Genomic DNA, 24,409 nt, shown 5'->3' on the forward strand with positions numbered 1-24,409 from the left:
GCTGCATGATGTTCAGATCTTCATGAGTTTCCGGGTCCAGATGCTTTTTCAGAATGATATTCTCCAAAGGTCCTTTTATCAATGTCAGCGGAGTGCGGATTTCATGTGCTACGTTCGTAAAGAAATCTATCTTGGCATTATAAATCTCACGTTCTTTCTCCTGTTCGAACTTCTCAAGCTGGCGGCGGTGCTGCCTGCTGCTACGTTGCTTGAAATACCAGAAAGTATATACAAAGCAAACAATAAACAACAATAAATAAATGCAATAAGCCCAGATGGAAAGATAAAAAGGAGGACGGATATGGATATATAACAACTGTTCTTCGGGTCCCCAAATACCATCACTATTGGACGCTTTCACACGAAACTGATAATCACCATGCCACAGATTGGAATAAGTCACAATAGGGCTTTCCCCCACAGTTATCCAGTCCTTATCAAAGCCATCCAATCTGTACATCAATTTATTCATTTTCGGCACCTGATAACCCAAGGCCGCAATACGGAAGGAAAATGAGTTCTGATTAGCCTGAAGGGTAATACTGTCCGAGAAAGTAATGCTCTTATCAAGAGGAGTATTCTCTTCATCGGCACGAACTTCTTTATTAAACAGCATAAAATCGGTAATCACCACCGGCGGCAGGTTCTTATTCTCTGTAAATGTCTTAGGATTAAATACAATAAAGCCATCAATACTACCCAGATAAATGTTACCGGCTTCATCCTTATAGCTGGAACGGTAGTTAAATTGATCACCAAGCAATCCATTGGCCGTAGTATATCCCTTCACCTGTTTAGTTACAGGATTAAAACGTACCAACCCACTATTCGTAGTCAACCAGAACAGACCCTCCGCGTCTTCTACAATCTGGTAAACGACATCATTAGGCAATCCGTTGGATGAATTATAGCTGGTAAAAGTCTCCGTTTCAGGATGAAACAGACAGAAACCACCTCCTTGCGTAGTCAGCCAGATCTGGCGATGGGAGTCTTCAAAAATACTCAAAACCTTATCATAAGGAAGGCTCTCTTGATTACCCTCATTGTGCACATAGTTTTTCCATCTCTTTTCATTCACATTATAGCAATAAGCGCCATTCGCATAGGTTGCCAGCCACAAGTTACCGCCCGAATCCTCCTTTATATCATATACAAACCTGCCGGCCAGTTCTGTAATCCTTTCAAAGTCATCCGTTTGTCCATTGTATTTTAACAGACCGAACATCGTTCCCAAATAAATATCACCAGTCGTTGTTCTGCAAATAGCAAAGATGCTGTTATCAATTAATGAACGTGGAGAACCATTTTTCTGGTAGGTTTTCAGGATATTACCGGTATTAGTATCTACAATTTTCAAACCTTTAGAGAAGGTTCCAACCCACAACTTATCACCCACCATACAGAGCCCATGAATATTCGTAAACCCGGAACTGGGTGCAAAGAATGAGAAGGTCTTAGTGCTCGGATCAAAACGGTTCAAACCACCATCTTCGGTGCCAATCCATAATATGCCCTTATTATCCTGACAAAACTCACGAACCCGTTTGCCTTGCAAATTATTGTCCCCATCTTTCGGATAATACTTCTCAAAATAAGTATAGGATTTCGGATAATAATCTACTCCCCCAAAATATGAACCTACCCAGATGCCACTTTCACGATCCTCGCACAACGAATAAACGGCATTATCGGACAACGAATAAGGATCATCCTTAGAACTATGCAGATGCACATACTTGTCCGTACGAAGATTGTAGATATAAACTCCCGATTCAGCTCCTATCCACAGTTCATTATCCGAATTTACCAACAGGTCACGGCTATATACCATTTCACCGGTTTCATCCATCAACAGCAAATTTCTCAGGTTACCGGAAGTCAGATTCAACTCCTGCACTCCCTTTCTTATGGAACTTATATAGATACAATTATATGCTCCCGGAACTATCTTCATGATAACATCATCCTTAAAAACCTCATCACTATCCTTCGGGGAAAGATAAGGGTGAAGCGTTTTTAAATTATCCTTGGAATAGAACAGGCCATTGCCATAAAATCCTACCCAGATTGTTCCACTATTATCAAAAGCAACGCTCTGTACATTGGCTGAGAACTCATTCAATGTATAATTATGAAGTTGGCCTTTTTGCGGCTCATAACAGAAGAGTCCCTGTGTTTCGACCGCTATCCATACCCGGCCCTGTTTATCTCCCGAAATAGCGGAAACAGTCCGTTCTATCTTTGTATTCTCCCCACTCAGACGGTCAAATGGAATAAAAATCTCCTGGTCAGAATAATAAATATACACCCCGGCATCTGTACCAACCCAGATATTCCCTTTATTGTCCTGATAAAGACAAGTCACGAAATTGTTTCCCAAACTATGATTATCAGTCATATCACGTTTAAAGTTCCGGAATGACATCCCATCGTATCGGCTCAGTCCACCCTTGGTACCAAACCACATAAATCCCTTCTTGTCCTGTATAATAGCATTGACTGTAGTCTGGGATAACCCATCCTGAATGCTAAGATTTTTGAAATAGTAATGTTCATCTGCTGCTTGTGCCCAGCAAATGATATAGCAAAGAAAACTAATAAGGGCTATTATTCTTTTCTTCATTTTCGTGCTTTTTATAGATTCATACGTCAAATATAGCCCAATTTGACGATAAACAATAAAAGAAACATTTCAATAAATAGAAATATCGTCCCTTTAAGATTCAAGAAAATCAATCAAACAACGGTTTATAACAGAACTTCGATAAAAATAGCCCTTTTCATCGAAGTTCTGTGACTCAAAACAAGCGTCATTTCACAAGTTTAGGGGTTATATACTCTTCACTAATTCTCATGCGGTCCACTCCACCGACATTTTCAAACGAAACTTCTCCGATGTACATGGCACGCGGATGAATGTTATCCTTATCTTTATGAGCATGATAGACTATGCGAAGCTTGCCGGCTTTATCCGTAAACATAGCACTATGCCCCACTCCAACCAGCTTACCGGGCTTTTGCAATAAAGGGTTTTCATCATACTTCGTCCATGTACCCATCAGATCGGTAGCCGTAGCACAGCCTACACCATAAAATGGACTTTCATAACTGTTAGCAGAATAAGACATATAATAAATTCCATTATGCTTAAGAATATAGGAACCTTCATTCACGCGAGGCCAGACTTTCTCCCATTCCTGAGTTACATGGAGGCAAGGATGCATTGTCTCTTTCTTGATAGTAATCAAATCCTTTTCCAACTCTGCTATCCAAATGTTGTTACCGTCATTGAAACGTACAAAGGATAAATAAGGCGTACCGTTATCATCTATAAACAGAGAATTGTCAATACACTTCTCATCAGCAATCATCGGCTCCTTCTTATCCTGAACAAACGGTCCCGTGGGAGAGTCCGCAACCGCTACACAGATATGTTCATCTGCCGAATAATACATATAGAATTTCCCATTTACAAAATAAATCTCAGGAGCCCAGAACCAACGGTCCGCCCAGGAATCTTCCTTATTCAATGCCAACCCTCCATACTTCCAGGTCAGCAAGTCATCGGAGGTATAAAATTCAATTCCTTTATTCGAATGCGTACCATAGGCATAGTATACTCCATCGTGCAGCAAAATGAACGGATCACCCAAAGGCACAGGTGTTTCAGTGGTATTGACAACAGCATTGTCAGCACTCTTTTTAGAGGAACATTGGCAAGATGCCAATGTTCCAAACATAAACAAACAGACAAGAAATAAATTCTTTTTCATACACTTCTATTTCGATAATACTCTATTGACACAACCTGAATACATGCTTCATTAGTCAGTAAAATGATAGTTATAAGGGTTCCGCTTAAAATGATAACGATGTCTTGGTAATGGCAACGGGTCCTGCAAACGCAATTCCCAGGCCAACAATTTTGTCAGCAACTCGCTCTGCTTATCTATCAACTTGGGATTTCCAAATAAATTATTAATTTCATACGGATCTTTCTTCAAATTGTACAGTTCCCCTTTTCCATAGCTATTCATAATCAGTTTCCAGTCACCCATACGTACCATTCGGGAGGTTCCACTTTGAGTCCATGTATTCAATTCGTCAAAATGAGCCACCTTATTGGGTCCCAGCGCACCTTCCTGCTCAAAAGTCAAGCTATCGTCCAAAGGAACATCTTCTCCGCCAAAACCTAACTGCACAACAACGCTTGAAAACTCTTCTTTCGGATATTCTTTACCCGTCAACATAGGCCACAAACTCCGTCCCTGAACACCTTCCGGTATTGAATCACCTATCGCAGTACAGAAAGTAGGGAAAAGATCGGCCAACGAAACATGCGCATCTATAGCTTTAGGCTGCTTCTTTATCTGATAGCCTGCCCAAACCATCGGTATTCTGGTTAGAGACTCAGACAAGCCTACTCCCTTACGAATTAGTCCGTATTCACCGCAATAATCTCCATGATCGGACAGAACAACGATGATAGTTTTCTCGAATAGTCCCTTTTCCTTCAGCTCCTCAACCAAGCGTTTGATCTGATCATCAATGAGACGAATCATCCCCATATAATTTCCACGTAACCGAGGCAAGTCTCTTTCAAGATCAGGACAAGAAGCGTCTTCCAGTTCCGCCAGAATCTGATACTTTTCTCCCTTCTTCAATACATCCTTACGTGAAGTCTTCACAGCCGGAATCTTATCCGGTGCAAACATTGAATAATAAGGTTCACAAACCTGATACGGATTATGCGGTTCAGGGAATGAAACCCATACAAAGAACGGATTGTCCTTCTGGCTATCTATCCACTCTATAGCCTCATCCACAATTCTCGTAGGTTGCTGATCTTTCAAAGGTATAGGCGAAGGTTCCAGATACTGCCCGACTGCCTCTTTAAAGAATTTGGAAATAGCACGCTCTCCTTCCGTCACCGGCTTATTCTTCCCCCAGTGAGAATATTCAGACCAGAAATCCATATCCTTTGAGTTCAGATAAGCATGATTCTTACCTACTAAAGCTGTTTTATAATGATTCTCCTTCAGAACGGTTACCAAGTCTTTCGCATAATTAATGTCACGCACATTGTGATTGGTACGTACATGAGTTGCAGTTGGAAAACGGCCGGTAAACATGGAACAACGTGCAGGAGTACTGGCCGGCATAACCGTATACGCTTTATCGAACCAAGCATTCTGATGTGCCAATTCATCGACAAATGGAGTAATATCCATGGGAAAACCTTCACGTCCACACAAATCAGCACGTTGCTGGTCCGTCATTATCACTACGATATTAGGTTTATCTGTCTGTGCAAACAAAGACAAACCTATTCCCTGGAGAACGATTCCTGAGAAAAGATGTTTTCTAAAATTCATAACTATCTGATTTTAATTAATAACCATATAAAAAACGACACATACTCCATAACCCCTATAAAGAGATTATGAAGTATGCAGAGACTCAATCACATCAATCCCAACCCGGATTCTGCACCATATTAGGATTCATTTGCATTTCTCTTGCCGGTATCGGAAGACTCCAATAATGATCTCCTCCCCAGGCATAATTATTAGTTCTGGTTCCCCATATCTGAGTCATACCATTCATCTTGCCTTCTTTGTCCTTATAGAACTTCAGATCTTTCCAGGTTCTCCAGCGAATCTCATCGAAATAAATCACGTCTTCACCTATTAATTCCCAATGGCGTTCGTTCATGATACGCTGGTGCATATCTGTTTTTCCTGTAACCTGAGTAAATTCGTTGGTTCCCAGTAATTGGGCTCCTGCCCTTTCGCGCACCTCATTCACTTTGCTTATGGCTCCGGGAAGATCATTCAACTCATTCAATGCCTCCGCCCAATTCAACAGAACATCCGCATAACGGATAAACGGCAAATCCAATTCAGAATATATATTCGGTAACTCTAATCCTTCACCCACAAACTTACGATTTAAGTAATAGAACTTCAAACTTGTATCTGTTTTCAAATCCCCATATGTGGTATAAGAACGGAAAGGATAACGCATCACATACTCTTTAGGAGTTCCTTCAACCCCACCAAGAAAAGAGGCATAAGGGGTTATAACGGACATTGCCATTCTCGGATCACGGTTTTCATAGGCTTTTTTAATCCTCTCCTCGTTACCGGAAGCATCATATTTGGACATATCAGCCCCCGCAGCTACTGCGTTCTTTCTTTCAGTCTCCGTGATGTTATTCCGCAGGAAATACACCATACGCTTATCAATGCCCATATCATTATATCCGGGGATAATGTCATCCCAATTGAACTTACTACCGTCTCTATTTTCGTAAGACTCGGCAAACTGCGGGTTTATAATATAATTATTCCACCCCAATCCATTGCCTGAAGGGTCAGGCGGCAAGCATCTGTTACCGAAACCTCTGTTCTTCTTTTGCGTATAATCCGGATGATCCAGACATTGCAAAGAGAATATCATTTCATCGCAACGCTCATTTTCCACCTTAAACAGTTTCTTGTATGACTCCTCACCCGCACCTTTATAGAGCGTGTATCCACAATCCTTTACTGCCTGAAAATCATCAGCCGCCTTTTTCCATTCTTTCATCCACAGATATACCTTGCCTCTTAAAGCATAGGCTGCACCTTTTGTAATATGCCCGTAATTGGCATCATCCGAACTGTATTTATCCGGCAAATCCGGATTATTGATACAGGAAGTCAAATCATCCACTATATATCCCCAGACTTCATCCTGAGTGGAACGTGCCAGTTTTGCCTCATCAATATCCTTAATCGGATCTTTATAGTAAGGAACTCCATTATACAAGATATTCAGCCTGTAATACCACCAGCAACGCAGAAACATACATTCTGAAATATAGCGGCTTCTTTTAGTCTCATCAAATCCCTCGACCGTAGGCAGATTGCCAATCACATCATTTGCCTTGATAATTCCCTTATAGAATCTTTGCCAGGGAGCAGAACTCCCTTTAACAGAGCTCGGAGAATTTGTCGCAAATAAGAAATTGAAAGTAGGAGCTATACCTATACCGTAATCCATAGTACTGGACCATATATCAAACCACCCGTTGGCAACATCGCTATAATCCACATACAATTGATTATACACACCCGCTATCGTCTGTTCCGCCAAGGTAGGAGTCGACCATACATTCCCTTCCGCCGGCTTTCCATTGGGTGACAAATCCATATCTACGCAACCTGCGGTTGACATTCCCACAAGGACCACTGCGGCCATCGTTTTCATCAGATTTCTTCCTTTGTTTATATTTATCTTGTTCATACCATTTAATTTTAGAAAGTAACATTTACACCAAAAGCATATTGTCTCATAGGAGCATAGCCCACTCCACTCATCATTTCAGGATCAATACCTTTGAACTTAGTAATCGTCAACAGATTCTCTCCCGAAACATAGACACGCACATTTTGCATGCACACCTTCTGTACCCAATCTTTGGGGAGCGTGTAGCCGACTGTCAGATTCTTCAGTTTCAGATAATTGCCATTATGTAGAATATGCTGGCCGGAAACACTTACCTGAGCTGCTTTATCCATGGTGAGACGGGGATTTGCCGAAGTAAGATTTGTCCGCGGATCATTCGGATTCTCAGGATCGTAAAAGTAATGGTCATAAGCTACATCTTTACCCATTCCATACCCAAACCAGGTTATACTACTATTCTCACCAGACTGATACCAGTTGATTTTGAATCCGGCAGCACCAGCCCAGTTCATAGAGAAGTCAATGCCTTTCCATGACAGGTTTGTCTGGAAGCCGAAGTAATACTTCGGTGTTTTAGAATAACCCTGGAAATCCTTGTCATCGTCGTCACCATAAATGCCATCTCCATCCAAGTCTGCATAAATGATATCACCATACCAGATATTACTCTTGCCGATTCCCTGTTTCGGATAGAACTTATATCCGGCATCCGTCATGGCCTGCAACCATTTCATATCATCTTCCGTACGGATCATTCCGTCAGAAGGCCCTCCTTTCGGATTTACCGTACCATCGGCATTAAAATAGTTTCTATTGCCTTTATATACGTTCAGCACATAAAATTCATTGATCATGTGCCCTTCCAAAACACGCTGCAAGTCTCCTGTTGAAACCTCACCCAAATTGGTATAATAAGTGGAACTACCATCCGCATTCTGCTGCCATCCGCGGACAAGTTCTCCTTTGTATTTGGTTACTTCATTCTTGTTGTAAGAGAAGTTTCCGGATATGCCGTACGAGACAGAACCGATCCGATCATTCCAACCTAAGGTTATTTCAAGTCCCTTATTAGTAACCTCTGCAATATTCTGTCGGGGAGAACTGAACCCAGACAAAGTAGGTGACAAAGTTGGATTATACAAGATACCGTCCGTCAACTTATTATAAACCTCCACTGTTCCACTCAAACGGTTTTTCAGCATAGAGAAGTCGATACCCAGGTTGGTAACCGTAGTTGTCTCCCATTCCAGGTTATAGTTGGAAAAACTTCCCATGCCCAGTCCGGGAACCTCCTTGTTGCCAAAAGCATAATGGGGAGCCGTAGCATAAACAGCCTGCCATTCATAGTTACCGATTGAGTTATTTCCGAGTTGTCCCCAGGAAACACGTAGTTTCAGGTTGTCGAGCCAATTCATCTTCTTCATGAATTTCTCTTCCGACAAACGCCACCCTGCCGAAAAGGATGGGAATATACCCCAGCGGTTCTCCGGAGAAAAACGGGAGGAACCGTCATAACGGACATTCGCCTCAAATAAGTAACGGGAATCATACGTATAAGTAACACGACCAAAGACAGAACGGGATGAAAACTCTGTAGTGCTTCCATCGATATAATCAGGCTCCGTCAATGCGTCAAAATCTGTAAGACTGGTATCAAGCATCCCTTTCTTACTAATGTCGGTAGTACGTGCCCATTTGCGGAATTCCTCATAGCCCACTAAGGCTGCCACATCGTGTTTACCTTTGAAAATCTGTCCCCAGTTTAAGGTGGTAGTATTTTTCCAGCTCTGATTTCCATCAATATAATATTTCACAGGGTACTCCGCAAGCAATTCGGAAGTAGGAGGAACATTCATAGTTTCTCCACGTTGGAATGAAAATCTTTCCTGATAATCGGAATAATGCCACAGATTCTCCTGCCGATAATGATCGTAGTAGAAGTTAGAAGTCAAATGGAAGTTCTTAAGGAAATCAATCTTAATATAAGGATTCACAAAGAATTTCGTTGTTTTATAAGAGCCTCCCGCACTATTCAGATAATAAACCGGATTGTTGACTACCGGATCTTCTTCGAGGGCTTCGGGAGCTCCATATTTCCCATCGTAATACGGATAGGTTCCCGGTGTACTTTTCTGCATTTGCAAACCATTCAAATCATCAACATTATTTCTTTCCTGATCTACATGATAACCCCATGCATTCAGTCCCACAGCCAAGAAACTGGCAACCTGTGACTCCAGATTACTGCGCATATAATATTTCTTCATTCCTGAATTCACCACCAGACCGGGATTATCCACATACGTAGCATTCAGGCTATACCGGGTTCTCTTTTCCGCACCGGTAAGCGTAATAGAATGTTCTTGCATCAATTTCGGATTATACACCTCATCGTACCAGTCCGTATTCGGATAGGCCACATAATTCGGGTAACCCGATTCGGATATTCCATTCGGATTGCTGGCCGCTGCACGCCACGTATCAATGGTAGTTTGGCTAAACACCTGTGCCTGCCCTGCATTGTCCGAAGCCTCATTGATAAATTCCATGTAGTCGGCATAGTTTGAAACCATACGGATCAGATTAGCCGGTGTATTATAGGAGAATTTTCCTGAATAGGTCACGTTGATTTTCCCGTCCGTACCTTTCTTGGTAGTCAATAGAATAACACCATTAGCACCCCGGTTACCATAAATAGCACACGAAGCGGCATCTTTCAGGATGGAGATAGAAGCGATATCATTAGGATTGACATTATTCAGCGACATTTCCATTCCATCGACCAGCACCAATGGTGCAGAATCATTTAAAGTACCTGTACCGCGAATACGCAAAGTAGATGATTCTGAGTTGGGCTTACTGGATGTCTGCATCACATTCAATCCGGCCACCATACCCGATAAAGTAGAAGCAAGCGTAGTTACGGGACGCGACAAGGTCTTATCATCAAAATTAACCGTAGCAACAGAACCCGTCAGATTCACTTTTTTCTGAGAGCCATAGCCCACCACTACCACTTCATCCAACAATTCGTTATCGGACATCATCCTGATGTCCAAGACACTCTGATTGCCAACCACTATCGACTGGCTTTTATAGCCGATATACGATATCTCCAAGACATCTCCTGTAGCCACAGACAATGAAAACTTCCCATCAACATCGGTCACCGTACCCATAGAGGCTCCTTTAACCAGAATGCTGACACCAATAAGAGCCTCTCCGGTATCTCCATCGATTATACGTCCTGTAATGTTCCGTTCATTTTTTGTTTGATCCGCCGAAAGGATAGATACGTGCACCGTTTCATTTGCCAAAGAAGACGATCCCACCGCGTTCGCAGAAAGACTCCCCATATATATAAGCGAACACACGAGGAATTTTGTATTTACCTGCATAAGATTTAAAGTTTTAATTAAACATCATTTTTTGTTTTCCATAAAACCGGTTCTTCCTGATAGTTTCCGGATACTAACAAGCTGAATCCAGCCATTCAAAGGTAGCGCTTATGTGCAATTTCCGATAGAACGAAAAAATCATTTTATAGAATAATCGAGGCAAAAAGGTATTAGTAGCGTATCCGGCTATACCTCTGACACAGATATTGTACAAACAGGTCTTATTCTTGCATACAGAATACCCGAGATGTACTTGCTCCGTATCAAATCCGTAGTTTCTTCGTCCAGAGGTACTTCTGAGCGAAGAATGTACGGAGCAAGTACGGCTCAGATACGACTTAGATACGATTTAAATATCCCACTACTTCAGTTGAGAAGTTGTTTTAGAGATCAAGAATCAAACGCGGACGGAACTCCGCTTCCAGTATTTCCCGCTGACGGGCATCAGCTACAAATAAACCGGTCGACAAAACTTCGCCTATGGCACCATTGTCCGTAACCACCGCTACTTCTCTTTTCCCTTCCACCGGTTTTCCGTTCCGGGGATTAATAATATGTTTTCGCTCATGCGAATCATTACCGGAAGTAGTGAGGCATTCATTCTGAAGAAGCAACTCCTGCGGTTTCCTCCCGTTTAGAACAGCGCCCTGTCCAAAACCGACCTTCCATCCATCAGCCAAGGGATGATGCCCAAAAGCCAATACAGAACTGTTTCCCATATTGATCAATGCATCCTTCACTTCATAATGTTGCAGTAATTTCCGTGTTTTTTCCAAAGCATATCCTTTCAGGAATCCGGAAAGGTTGATAGTCACTCCCGGTTGCAAAAAGAGAAGGGTACGCTCCTGAGGTGATAGTTGAACACTACGGATTAAATTGGGTGTATAATCAGCCGAATGAATAGTTACATCAAAACATCCAGCGGTACGGGTATAGCAATCTACACAGAAAGTAAGCATATCATAAAGCTCGTGGCTGACCTGTTGCGGATGTACAGAAGCAGTCCGGTTCAAATATGCCAGTTCACTATCCGCATCATAATAGTTGGCCATCTTTTCTAAACGACACAGCATTTTGTACACCGCATCGACTACCGACAGTAAAATGTCCTCCCCCTGCCTGCCACACAGCATTATATCGACACGTGTATGCATAGATGGAAACCAGGCATAAAGCAAGCCACCCTGAGAAGGTGAATATTTATAAAGATGTTTAATAACGTCCGGCATTTTCAAGTCTGTGTTTCCTAAAGAAAAATGAAAGGGCAAGCCACAATTCTGCAACTCACCCTTTTCAAAGACATACTATTAATTACAACTCTTTGATCTTTATATTCTTAAACCAAACTTCATCGCCATGGTCTTGCAGAAGAATGTTTCCAGACTCTGAATTACCGAAGTTAGGCCAATCTCTATACTTGCTATATGCAACCAGTGCATCCCACATCTGGTTCTGACGTGTGTATTCGATGAGCTTCACACCATTCAGCCAATGCTCTACGCGGTCACCTTTCACGATAATCGTAGCCGTATTGAAATCTTTCTTGTTGAAAGGTTTATCTGCCGGAGCAGGAATCAAATCGTAAAGTGAACCCAATGTACGGTTTCCTTTCACGCCCAATTTAGCATCAGGATGCTTATCGTCATCAAGAATCTGAAACTCGCAACCAATAGCCGAACCGGCTCCTTTATTCATATCGGGGTTTACGAAATATTTCACTCCACTGTTAGCGCCTTCAGTAATCTTGAAATCTACTTTCAGGATAAAGTTTTTGTATTGGCGGGTAGTTACGATATCGCCACCGTTAGCAGATTCAGCACCACCACTCTTCATCACTTTCAGGATGCCGTTTTCCATTTTCCAACCCTTTTCAGGGAAAGAATTCAATTTGGCTCCTCTCCAACCTTCTGAAGTCTTACCGTCCCAAAGAAGTGTCCAACCTTCTTTTGCTTCGTTCGGAGAGATGGTATTGGGGATAACATTTATCTCCGGAGCTTTCCGGTCTGTCTGGTAGCGCTCTACGTCTGTTGTACAAATGCGGATATTCTTCCAACTGACTGTTTTTCCTTCATCGGCAGCATTACCGATAGCATGTACCTGCAAAGCAATAAAACCGGCAGGGGTCATATCGTCCCAGATATTGGCACAAGGCACTCCATTGATCCAAGTAGCGATAGAATTACCTATAGCCTCGATACGAGCCTTATTCCACTCATTGTTCTTGAAAGCACTTTTAGCTGCCGGATTTTGTGTCAGCGGATAAAGCCAGTTGCGACGGGCCTCATCATAGATGCCACCCGACCAGGCACGCTTAGAGGGATCAATCTCAAACTGATAGCCGTGCACGCGTCCTTTCTGGTAGTCTTTCTTGCTTTCACTGCGCAGCTGCACACCAGAATTCAAGCCATCATCTACTTTGAAATCAAACTCCAGGATAAAATCACCATACGTCTTCTTTGTAGCCAGAAATGTGTTAGGTGTTCCCATCTTCGAAATGCCGACAATAGCACCATCTACCACTTTGTATTCGGCTTTACCATTCAGCTTCTTCCAGCCACTCAGGTTCTTCCCATTGAAAAGCGGCTCCCAGTTTTGCGCCGAAACCACAGATGCACAAAACACAAACAAAAGCAACAAATAATTCTTTTTCATATTGATATTTCTTCTATTGATTATTTAATACTATGCAATTACAGTTTATAGAACTCATCCCATCCTTTACGAGGCGGTACGCCGGCCAACATTGCATTCGCAAACTCATTATTTGTAATCTGCTTGGTGCGAGGATCAAAGAATATTTGCGTATTGAGACGTTGAGCAATCACTCCTAATGAGAATACCTGCCCCAGCACACCGTTAATTTCAAACGGTGAGCGGGTCTTTTCCTGTCCCATACAAGCCAACAGGAAATTTTCGAAATGATTCGACGGACTCTTAGGTACTTCCGGCAGTTTACCTGCCATTTCCCTAGCTTTCTCTTCCGGTATTATGGAAAGTGTGCTGCCATGGCTTCCACCCTTAAATATCAAATCCTTTGTATAAATAATCTTTCCGGGGTTCAGACTGGAGGCCGGCGTATCTCCCTGATTAGTTGCAGGAATATTAGGATCTAAACCGGATACCCCATAACCGGCAGGGATAGGAGGAAGATTGTCCAGACCATCATACCATGTAATGTCAACCGGCGGCATACCCTTACGTTGAGGGAAACGGAACAGGATAGTGGAAGAATAAGGGAAGAAATAGTCATTATGTCCGTTGGCATATTTCATAGACACTTCGTAGGGCAATCCCAATTCCAGGAATTCGTGAACCGTATCTAGGATATGTGCACCCCAATCACCCAGACAGCCCATTCCAAAATCGTACCAGCAGCGCCACTGTCCCAAATGGTAGTCTTTGTTATATTCGTGATAAGGAGTTACTCCCAACCAGGCATCCCACTCCATGTCTTTCGGCAGTTGCTGGCCGGAAGGGAACTTATAGATATTGGTATCCCATTTGTGCCAGCGACGGGGATTATTCATGTGTGCCGTCACAGCCGTTACATCCTTGATAATACCGGCATCCATCCACGCCTTGAACTGAAAATAGTTAGCTTCCGAATGTCCTTGGTTACCGACTTGTGTAGCCAGGTTCGGACGTTTCAGTGCAGCTTGCATCAGCAATTCTCCTTCATAGAAAGTACGTGCCAGAGGTTTCTCCACATACACATGTTTACCTGATGCCAAAGCCAGCATACTGATAGGGAAATGTGAATGATCGGGAGTAGCTATGGCTACCGCATCAAAATCATTGCCCGCCTTGTCAAACATCTGACGGAAATCGCGGAAGCGTTTCGCCTTAGGATACTGGTTCATCACTTTCTGGGTGTGAGCGGCTCCCATATCCACATCGCACAGAGCCACAACTTCTACCATACCGGTACGGGCAAAATCGTTTATAATCTGCTCGCCACGGTTTCCAATGCCTATATAGGCAATCTTCACTTTATCCGTCACTTTCCTTTGCGTAGTGGAAGCACGGGCTCCCAGCACATCACCGGCCCCGAATGCCAGTCCGGCAGAAGCCATTGTCATCGTTTTCAAAAAATCTCTTCGTGTCGTCATATATCATTGGTATTAATTAAGTTACTGAGTCTTGATCATCTTCAGGCCGCATTTCTTTTCTTCAAAAACAGACTTCTTATCCCATAGAACAGAATGCGCAGGATTGTCCAAAAGACATAAAGCACGCCCGAAAACGCGAGGACATAGAAAAAGGATGTCAGCATCTCCGAGAAAGGTGTCTCATAAGAAATTATGGCATACAGATTTGCCAGATTGCCTATAATGAAGCACGCCAGCAAAGTCAGCAGTTCTATCTTTTTCCGGCGGGCAGTAATGACTGTATTTTTCATACGGCTTCAGGTGTTTTAGCTTGATGATTCAAGTAGTTGATTTTATATTCATCGGGGAAGTATAGTACCCGTTCTTCCTGTAAAGCCTGATCGCCCAACAGGCAAAGCATACTTGCATAATAGCCCTCTTCAGCTATGCGTTCTGGCTGCCTACGGGTAATAACAGCCTCAACAAAAGCTTCTAACAACAAAGAAGTACCATCCGATTTAGGTCGTTCTCCCAGAATAAATTCCCCTTTGTTTTCATTGGCAGTTTCCGGTGCCCAGCTAGTTCCGGCAAAAGGTAAGGAATCAAACACTTTATTCTCCCAGTCGTTAATCATCTGCAAAAATCCAGGTGCAGGAGGGACACTTTCAAAGAAGTATTTACCTTTCTCCGGTTCCACCGTCCCCAGATTACCCATGATTTGTTCTTCCAAACCATAGAATTTATTGGATATGACAGAATCAAATGTCATCTTCACTCCGTCATCGAACACATATATGCAACTTACATTATCATATACTTCCCTACCATCCTTCCAATAGGTGATAGCCCCATGTCCCATCACTTTCTCGGGAAGCTTTTGCAGTGCCCAACTCCCTATTTGCAACTGATGGCAAGCCAGTTCAGTCATCAGTCCTTTGGAATATTCGCGATACAGACGCCAGTTAATCAGACGTTCCAGATCAGGTGAAGGCACTTCCCGCCTCCAGTCTCCATTCCGGTTCCAAAAAGTACGGATGGCGTTTATCTCACCAAAAGTACCGGCATGAATCATTTCCATGGCCTTAATGTATCGCGGATCAAAAAGACGTTGCTGGCCGGTAAAGAATACTTTCTCCGTACTGATGTGCTTATTATAGATGCGGAAACATTCTTCCATCGTAAAGCCTATAGATTTCTCACAGAACACGTGCTTGCCGGCATCAAAAGCATCCAGCACTATTTGGCAATGGGAATTAAGAGGAGTAGCTACCAGTACGGCATCAACGGTTTTATCTTCCAGTATTTCCCGGTAATCGTCATAAACTTTAGCTTTCGGAGCCAGCTCCAGTGCTTTTTCAATAGAAGGCTGATAGATATCGCACAATGCCACAATCTCTACTTTAGGATTCTGTACCAGAAAGCTCATCAAAAAACGTCCTCTTGAACCCGGACCGATAATAGCCAGACGGCACTTTTCACCGGATGTTTCTACAACTTCCGAAAAAGCAGAAAGCCAAGGGCTTGCCGATAGCAGCACTCCGGCTCCAATCATCCCTATATCTTTCAGAAACTCTCTCCTGCTGATCAATGTATCTTTCATAATATAATCTTTAAAATAAAGCCTATTTCCCGTCTTTTACTGAAGGCGGAACAGCGATATAAAATGACAGTCCAAAAATAGCAAAATATTGAGATATAGAGTATAAATATTTATCCAAACAATGCGAAAATAGTACCAATCGCCCCTGTTGTCACTTTATAAAGTCCTTAGGCAGAACTCCAAACTGCTTCTGGAAGCATTTTGTGAAGTAAGAAGGGGTATTGAATCCAGTCATGTAACACACTTCATTGATCTTACATTCTCCTTCCTGCAACAGCTGTGCCGCCTTCTTCAGACGTTCCAGACGAATGTAATCATTCGGGGTCAAATCCAATATCCCTTTTATTTTCCGGTTCAGGCTCGAACGGCTCATATTCAGCAGGCTCGCCATATCATCAAGACAGAATTCAGGATTTTGCATATTGGCCACAACTACTTCTTTCAATGTTTTAAGAAAGGTTTCGTCTGCTTTAGTCATCGCCATACTGTTAGCTTGTACAAAAGGAGAATGAGCAAAAGAAACCCGCAACTTCTCGCGGTTACTCAACAAGTTAGACACACATACTCTCAAGTATTCCACAGAGAACGGTTTTTCTATGTAAACGTCCGCACCAAGCCTCATACCTTCTATTTTTGCCTGAAGGGTGGTTTTAGCTGTCAATAATATAATGGGAATATGACTATAATCGAGCTCCGACTTCAGATGTTCACACAGTTCCAATCCATCCATCTCGGGCATCATAATATCAGAAATAACCAGATTGACCGTATGTTCTCCCAACACTTTCAACGCTTCTATACCATTGACGGCTGTCAGCACCTGATATTCCGATGACAATTGTTTAGTCACAAACAACCGCATCTCCAAACTATCTTCTACAACCAACAGGGTATACCGGCATTGTTTACGACCGGTTTCCGGTTCTCCTTCTCCGGATGATTCTTCATTCATTACCGGTTCTTTTCGTTCTATTGTAACAGTTTGTACATGCTTCAACGGAAGTGACAACAGGAAACAATTACATTCCATGGAATCTTCCATGTATAATGCACCTTCATGCAGTTCGGCAAGCAAACGGGCTAATGCCAACCCAATACCGGTACCGGATACAGAGCTCAAGACTCCCTCCTTATACTGGATGAACGGCTTAAAAATCTCTTCACGCATTTTTGCCGGAACAACAGGACCGTCATTACAAACCGAAAACAACAGTTTATCTTCTTCCACATACAGCCTAACGCGGATATAAGTTTCAGAATACTTGATGGCATTGGAAAGCAGATTACTGATAATCTTGGTCAAGCCTTCCTTATCGACCGAAGCATACACCGTTTCGGGAGAATCAATAACAAATTCCAATTCTTTCTGACGTGCCGAAAGTCTAAAACGTTTACATGTCTTTTGCAGGATATCCGACACATCACATTCCACAAAATTCAGTTGGAATCCTTGCGTCTCCGTTTTTCTGAAATCGAGCAACTGATTAACCAAATCGAGCAGCCGATTTGTATTCAGGTCCATTATCTCCAAATCATCCCTGATTTCATCGGATACCGATTTGGATGACAACACATTCTCAAGCGGACTCTTTATGAGTGTAAGCGGCGTACGTATCTCATGAGCTACATTCGTGAAGAAATCTATTTTAGCCGTGTACAGTTCCCTCTCCTTCTCACGCTCAAACTTCTCCATGGTCTGCTGATGCTTCTGTTGGGTCCTTCTCCTAAAATAGAAAATAACGGCAACCAGAGAACATAAAGCCAATAGTACATAAACGACATAGGCCCAGGTAGACAAGTAAAAAGGAGGTCGAATACGTATTTTAAGCACACGTTGCGCTTCATTCCATTTACCGTCGCTATTAGATCCCTTTATACGCAACGTATAACTTCCGTAAGGCAGATTGGAGTAATTGATCATGGAGTTCCTGCCTACCGTATACCATTCACTGTTAAAACCCTCCAGCTTATACTCTAACCGATTCATCTCGGGAGCCTGATAACTTAAGGCAGCCACCTGAAGAGAAAAGGAATTCTGATTGGCATCAAGCTCTATTTCATCTGAATAAGTAATGCTCTTCTCCATAGGAGAATCCGGACTATCCACTGATAACCGCTTGTTGAACAAGTAAAAATCAGTAATGACCACCGGAGGAAGAAAAGTGTTCTCTACAAAAGTTTCTGGGTCAAAAGCTATAAACCCATTGATACTGCCCAGGTAAATACGTCCTTTTCTGTCACAATATCCGGACTGGAAATTAAACTGATTGCTCAACAATCCGTTGGCCGTGGTATAGACATGCTTGCTCTCTGTCTCCGGATTGAAGCAGACAAGACCGTTATTAGTTGTAAGCCAGAGATTTCCCCGCTTATCCTCCACCATCTTATAGATAGTATTACTTGGAAAACCTTTCGACATATCATAGCGGGTGAAGTTATCCGTCTCCGGATTATAACGGCAGAAGCCCTCACCCAAGGTCATAAACCACAGACATTTTCTGCTGTCTTCATAGATACTGATCACCTTATTGTAAGAGAGCGAAGCAGAGTCTTTTTCATTCGACAGGTAATTTTTCCACTTCTGACTTCGGACATTATAGCAAAAGACTCCATTGGAGAAAGTAGCAAACCAGAGATTGCCGTTGAAATCCTCCAATATATCATAAGTGAACATGCTCTTCAGTTCAGCAATGCGTGTAAAGTCGTCAGAAGAGCGGTTGTATTTCAGCAGACCGGCCGTTGTACCGATCCAGACATCGCCTGTAGTGGTTTTGCAAATGGTAAAAGCATCATTAGCGGACATAGAGTTCTGAGTTTTACCTCTGGAATAATGCTTCACTTGCCTGGTATGCAAATTCACCCGGTTTAATCCACCGGAAAAAGTGCCCACCCATAGATCATCTCCATCCAGACAAAGTGCATGAACATTTTTGTAAATGGCAGGATGATCAAAAGGCACTATTTTACCGTTCGCAGGGTCATAATTGAATAATCCCTTATCTTCGGTACCTATCCACAACGTACCGTCATTGCTTTCGCATATTTCTCGTACCCGACGCCCGAAGTGCCTGAGATCATCTCTTGGATAGAATTTCTCAAAATAAGTCCATTGATATGGATAATAGTTCACACCACCGAAATATGAACCTATCCACATACCATTTTCCTTGTCACGGCACAGTGAATAAATGGCGTTATCCGACAATGCATAAGAATCATCCTGATCAGGAACCGACAGATGTGTCACCTTATCATTTGCCAGATTGTATATATACAGACCAGATTCCGTACCTACCCACAGCTCATCATCGGATTTGAATTGCAATACGCGTACATAAGCGTTCAACAATCTGCGAGTTTTGCCGGTGGTAAAGTTTATCTCAGTCAATCCGTTAACCGAAGCTATATAAACGCAATTGTGCGGCCCACTGACATGCCAGTTAATGATATCTCCTTTAAATATCTCATTGCCATCTGCATCCTTAAAAGGTTGTAGCGGACTTTCAAAATTATCCTTTGTGTAGTAAAGATTGTCAGCATACAAAGCCAACCAGCAGGTACTTTCGTTAAGCCAGAAACGAGCTACATTGGACATGCCCGAATCATGCAGATAATTCCGTAACCTTTTTTCATGGTTGTAGCAAAACAAGCCCTGATTCTCCACCGATATCCAAATATTATCGTATTCATCGCTTCCAATCATGGTTACGAAGTCTTTAATGACAGTACCTTTATCACTTGTCTGATTGAAAGCTGTGAAAGAATCAAGCACCGGATTATAGATAAAGACTCCCCCATCCGTCCCTATCCAGATATTCCCTTCATGGTCTTCATAAAGTGCAGTAATGAAATTCTTGCCTAAACCGGAATTTTCCTTTTTGTATACGCGGTAAGATAGACCATCATAACGGTTCAAACCGTCTTTAGTCCCAAACCACATAAAGCCTTTCCTGTCCTGCAAAATCTGATATACCGTATTTTGTGAGAGACCGTTCCGGATGTCCATTGTCTTAAAATAGTAATGAACAGCATTTTGTGCATATGACGGCAACGCCGTCAATATGCACAAATAAAAGAAAAGCTTTATAATCGTTCGGTTCATAACCTCCTCCTTCCCGGAAGATTACTTTTTCAACGAATTACAGATACGTGTATTTATTTCTTTAGCACGCTTTTCATCCAGTTTAATAACCTTACGGTCATAGGTCATCAGGCCATTCACTTCCACTTCCACGTCAGTAGTCTGTGTATAGACAGCTGCGGAGAATCCTCTGTCTACCATCTTATACAGCATATCGGCATACTTCACATATTCATCCGTAGCTTCTTTGGAAGAATTAAATTGAACATAACCCCAGTTACGGTTCGGCTCCCAGATATGATCCTTCAGAACAAGACCGATACCACCGTATTCACCCAAAACAGTTGCACGCTGAGCATCATACAAGTACATCTCAGGTGCCGGATAATTATGCAGGTCAAGCATATCACCACAAGTATAATGATTACCGCCACTTGCTGGATTCACCAAACGGGTCGGATCATATTGTTTCGTCCATTCAGCAATTTCAACGGTCTTAAACTGTCCCCAAGCCTCATTAAATGGCACCCAGGTACCAATGCAAGGATAAGAATACAGACAGTCCATTATTTCTTTCCATTCTTTGCGATAATAAGCTTCTGATTCGGCTGAACGCTTCATTTCCGTACCATCAAAGTACTTCCGGTTCTGCCATTGCGGGTTGCGGTCACCACTCGGCATGTCTTGCCACACAATAATTCCAAGCTGGTCGCAATATGTATACCAACGGGCAGGCTCTACTTTAATATGTTTACGGATCATATTATAACCAAAATCTTTTGTCTTCTGAATGTCGTACAGCAAAGCTTCATCCGTAGGAGCCGTATACAGACCGTCAGGCCACCAACCTTGATCAAGCGGGCCAAACTGGAACAGCGCTTCATTATTCAGTTCCAAACGTACGATACCATTGGCATCCCTGCGAGTGGAATATTTACGCATGGCCGCATAGCTATCCACCTTATCCACAATCTTATTCCCCTCTTTTAAAGTAACTTTCAAAGTATAGAGAAAAGGAGAATCAGGGCTCCACAGTTTTGCATTTTCAGGCATTGCCACTTCTACAGGTTCCCCATTAATACTCTTACCGGCAGCAATTAATTGATTACCATCATACACATTCACCTCCACGAAGTCTGATGTGCTGTTGGTGTTCAGTTCAGCTTTTACCGTTAACAGATGACGGTCAATATCAGGAGTAATACGAAGATTCTCAATATGTTTACCAGCAACAGGTTCCAGCCATACAGTTTGCCAGATACCTGTTACAGGAGTGTACCAGATACCTTCCGGTCTGCTGACTTGCTTACCACGTGGTTGAGGGCCTCTGTCCGTAGGGTCCCAAACCTTTACAACCAGACGGTTGTTACCTTTAGCCGACAAGGCAGGAGTTATATCAAAGGAGAATGGAGTAAATCCTCCGGTATGACTTCCAACCTTAATATCGTTCACCCATACATCGGTTTTCCAGTCAACGGCACCAAAATGTAGCAAAACCTGTTTTCCTCTCCAGGCTGAAGGTATCTCAAAGCTCCGCTGATAGATTACTTCCTGATTTTCGTTCACTCTTTTTCCTACTCCGGACAAAGACGATTCTACAGCAAAAGGTACGAGAATTTGGCCTTCAAAATCCGTTGGAATGCGTCCACCTTTATCAATAATAGCATAATCCCACAAACCATTCAGGTTTTTCCAGTCATTACGCTGCATGATGGGCCTTGGATACTCGGGCAATACATCGGAAGGATTGATCTGTTCTGCCCACTTTGTCTTTATTCTATCTCCGGCCGGTTTCCATTGAGCCGAACTCTCCAAAATAAAAAACGTTACTAAAAATAACGAGATGAATAATTTTTTCATGGTATGTAACTCTATTTAATGTTTGGAAGCAAAGTTAGCTACAAATTTATTTTCAGAATAACGCAATTGACTCAATAAATGCAATAATCTTTCCATTTATTCGCTAAGATAGAAAGATACACGAGAAAAACATACCAATTTGTGAGATCCAATAGCAAAAAATAAAGAAGATGGGAAATTATAAAAACAAGAGGTTAACACCTTGCAAAGACTTAATTCTCAAGAAAAGCTCCTTTTCTGTCAGGTTATCTGTCGTTTCAAAGCATTTGCATATCCCTCAATAATCAATTCCAACCCATCCGTTAATTCTTGTGGCGAAATAACAATCTCCAATTTTCCCACCGTAGCATTTTCTGATATTTTTTTATTAGGGAAGCTGATCTGTAGTTCATCGTTTATAACTTCCAAGGCAAATTCTGCCGTAACAGTAGCCTTCTCTATTTTAGAAGCCGTAACAGGTACCAATGTGATTAAAGGGACCTGAACTGTTGTAGTAGTAACTGCTCCGGTATCATCCAAAGCAGGATATTCAAGTTGCACTATCTTCGGAACCAATGCCCCTTTATTTTTCCCCTCCCCGTCAACAGGCTTTTCAAAATACTTATCCAGCAAACCTTCATTCTTATCCATCAGTGAGTCGCTGGCACTTACAATGGCATGATGGATAGCCTCTACAAACAATTTAAAGCTAATCATATCGATGAGTTTTATGATTCGACATTATGCTATTTTACTTTTTCTGAGGTGCCATCTTCTTCAACTTTTCAAAGTTGTCGACCGCCTCACTCACTACTGAGCGACTTTCCGACGCCAACCCAATCGCCGCTTGACAATTAGGGCATGAGAATTGCACACCTTGAATTAGCAAATGCAAATCAATGGGTATTTGAGTCCTACATACCGGACATGGGATATATTGATCTATCATACTTCTATTCTTCTTTTTCCGACTGTTTATCTATCTTTTGTATGGGCTGTATCGATTTTGTATACAAATCAAGTAAAGTCAATACTCCTTTAGGCAAAGGTAATCTGCCCGCATGTATATTCACTTTAAGACGGCTCGACAAAGTACTATCATATTGTTCACGGAAGTTTTTCTTATATTCCTGTTTGGCTGGAGCAATTCTTCCATTCAGAACCGCCTTCTTCTCTACAAGCTGCACACCCGCATTTACTTGCGATTTATAATCATAAGAACCCACCGATGTGATTTCCAGATCAAAGTCCACATTGATCTTATCTATTGCAAGAGAATTTAAAGGCAATAAGCACAGTAAAGGAACCTGAAAAGCCATTTTGTTGATAGAGATGTATCCCGGATCAGTGGGTTGTTTCGTATGATCAACAACCGGCTGACTCAGTACCATCTCTATCATAAGAGGTTGTCGCAAGTCGCTTCCCTCCTCTTTTGTGAAGCAATAATCAAGCAAGAACTGAGCCTGCCCGGTCAGCATCATAACATTGGCTTTCGAGGCCGCCACCAAAGGTGCGCCAATGATTGATTCAATGTTAAGTTCTGCCCCAAATTGAGGTTTGAATGTACCTTGCTCGTTTTCAGACATAATCGTTTATTTCGACTTGATATTAAACTTTCCTGACCATTCTATCATTCAGACTACTTTCAGGGTGCTGGAGGAGTAGGAGTAGAAGAGGCAGGCGTCAATTCTATAGGCTGAATTGCTTGCGTAAATGCTTCAATTATAGTATTTACTCCTTTAGGAAGCGGCAGCTGACCAGCATGTACATTTACCGTATATTTGGCAGAATTGCTCTTTTCATAATGTGTATTATGAGTAGCAGAATCCTTTGAAGAATAACTGGCTGATCCTTTTATAGATACAGATAGCGGTCCCCAACCCAATTTAGTTTCAAAGCTACCGGAACCTGAACTTGCGCTTTCAGATGTTTTGTTATCGTCTTCAGAGAAACTGGATTTTACTTCCATTTCAAAATTAATATCCACAGTTTCCACAGCTAATGAATTAATTGGCAGAATAGTCAAAAGAGGCAAAGTGAATTTTGTAGAAGCAGGGGTAACAGAAACCTTTCCATCTTTATCCTCTGAAATAACACTTCTAGTAAGAATCATATCAATCATGATAGGCTCATACTGGGTCGGAATTGTTTTCCCATCTTTATCCTCCTT

Annotated in this window: 15 protein-coding genes; all 15 read right to left on the bottom strand. The window is 42.2% G+C overall.

The features are described 5' to 3' along the window. The coding region (locus tag BACCELL_RS07900) for a ligand-binding sensor domain-containing protein (protein WP_007211157.1) at window positions 1–2,623 on the bottom strand (2,623 nt) is incomplete at its 3' end. A 187-nt stretch (window positions 2,624–2,810) separates the two neighbouring features. Next, window positions 2,811–3,773, bottom strand: coding sequence for a glycoside hydrolase family 43 protein (locus BACCELL_RS07905; protein WP_007211158.1), 963 nt, complete (start codon window positions 3,771–3,773; stop codon window positions 2,811–2,813). 51 nt (window positions 3,774–3,824) lie between these two features. After that, complete coding sequence (locus BACCELL_RS07910; RefSeq protein WP_007211159.1) at window positions 3,825–5,375, bottom strand: sulfatase family protein; 1,551 nt, start codon at window positions 5,373–5,375, stop codon at window positions 3,825–3,827. Between the two features lie 94 nt (window positions 5,376–5,469). After that, complete coding sequence (locus tag BACCELL_RS07915; protein ID WP_007211160.1) at window positions 5,470–7,290, bottom strand: RagB/SusD family nutrient uptake outer membrane protein; 1,821 nt, start codon at window positions 7,288–7,290, stop codon at window positions 5,470–5,472. 11 nt (window positions 7,291–7,301) lie between these two features. Then, window positions 7,302–10,631 (bottom strand): SusC/RagA family TonB-linked outer membrane protein, encoded by a 3,330-nt coding sequence (locus BACCELL_RS07920; RefSeq protein WP_007211161.1) that lies wholly within the window; start codon window positions 10,629–10,631, stop codon window positions 7,302–7,304. Window positions 10,632–11,014: 383 nt separating this feature from the next. Then, window positions 11,015–11,860 (bottom strand): FAD:protein FMN transferase, encoded by an 846-nt coding sequence (locus BACCELL_RS07925; protein WP_007211163.1) that lies wholly within the window; start codon window positions 11,858–11,860, stop codon window positions 11,015–11,017. A gap of 82 nt (window positions 11,861–11,942) precedes the next feature. Next, on the bottom strand, window positions 11,943–13,283 hold the full coding sequence (locus BACCELL_RS07930) for a 3-keto-disaccharide hydrolase (RefSeq protein WP_007211164.1): 1,341 nt from the start codon (window positions 13,281–13,283) through the stop codon (window positions 11,943–11,945). 38 nt (window positions 13,284–13,321) lie between these two features. After that, entirely contained in the window at window positions 13,322–14,740 is a 1,419-nt protein-coding gene (locus tag BACCELL_RS07935) for a Gfo/Idh/MocA family oxidoreductase (RefSeq protein ID WP_007211165.1), read from the bottom strand. Between the two features lie 41 nt (window positions 14,741–14,781). Continuing rightward, a complete protein-coding gene (locus BACCELL_RS07940; RefSeq protein WP_007211166.1) occupies window positions 14,782–15,030 on the bottom strand; it encodes a hypothetical protein in 249 nt (82 codons plus the stop codon). Further along, a complete protein-coding gene (locus BACCELL_RS07945; protein WP_007211167.1) occupies window positions 15,027–16,319 on the bottom strand; it encodes a Gfo/Idh/MocA family protein in 1,293 nt (430 codons plus the stop codon). The genes BACCELL_RS07940 and BACCELL_RS07945 overlap by 4 nt, the downstream gene beginning before the upstream one ends. A 151-nt stretch (window positions 16,320–16,470) precedes the next feature. After that, window positions 16,471–20,421, bottom strand: coding sequence for a two-component regulator propeller domain-containing protein (locus BACCELL_RS07950; protein ID WP_007211168.1), 3,951 nt, complete (start codon window positions 20,419–20,421; stop codon window positions 16,471–16,473). Between the two features lie 21 nt (window positions 20,422–20,442). Further along, window positions 20,443–22,260: a glycoside hydrolase family 2 protein gene (locus BACCELL_RS07955; protein ID WP_007211169.1), complete on the bottom strand. Its 1,818-nt coding sequence runs from the start codon at window positions 22,258–22,260 to the stop codon at window positions 20,443–20,445. 240 nt (window positions 22,261–22,500) lie between these two features. Next, a complete protein-coding gene (locus tag BACCELL_RS07960; RefSeq protein ID WP_007211170.1) occupies window positions 22,501–22,956 on the bottom strand; it encodes a DUF2589 domain-containing protein in 456 nt (151 codons plus the stop codon). Between the two features lie 236 nt (window positions 22,957–23,192). Continuing rightward, window positions 23,193–23,825 carry a DUF2589 domain-containing protein gene (locus tag BACCELL_RS07970; RefSeq protein ID WP_007211172.1) on the bottom strand — a complete coding sequence of 211 codons (633 nt, stop codon included), beginning with the start codon at window positions 23,823–23,825 and terminating at the stop codon, window positions 23,193–23,195. Window positions 23,826–23,884: 59 nt separating this feature from the next. Continuing rightward, a partial coding sequence (locus BACCELL_RS07975; protein WP_007211173.1) for a DUF2589 domain-containing protein occupies window positions 23,885–24,409 on the bottom strand: 525 nt, incomplete at its 5' end.

This window comes from Bacteroides cellulosilyticus DSM 14838, assembly GCF_000158035.1.
Taxonomy (GTDB): domain Bacteria; phylum Bacteroidota; class Bacteroidia; order Bacteroidales; family Bacteroidaceae; genus Bacteroides; species Bacteroides cellulosilyticus.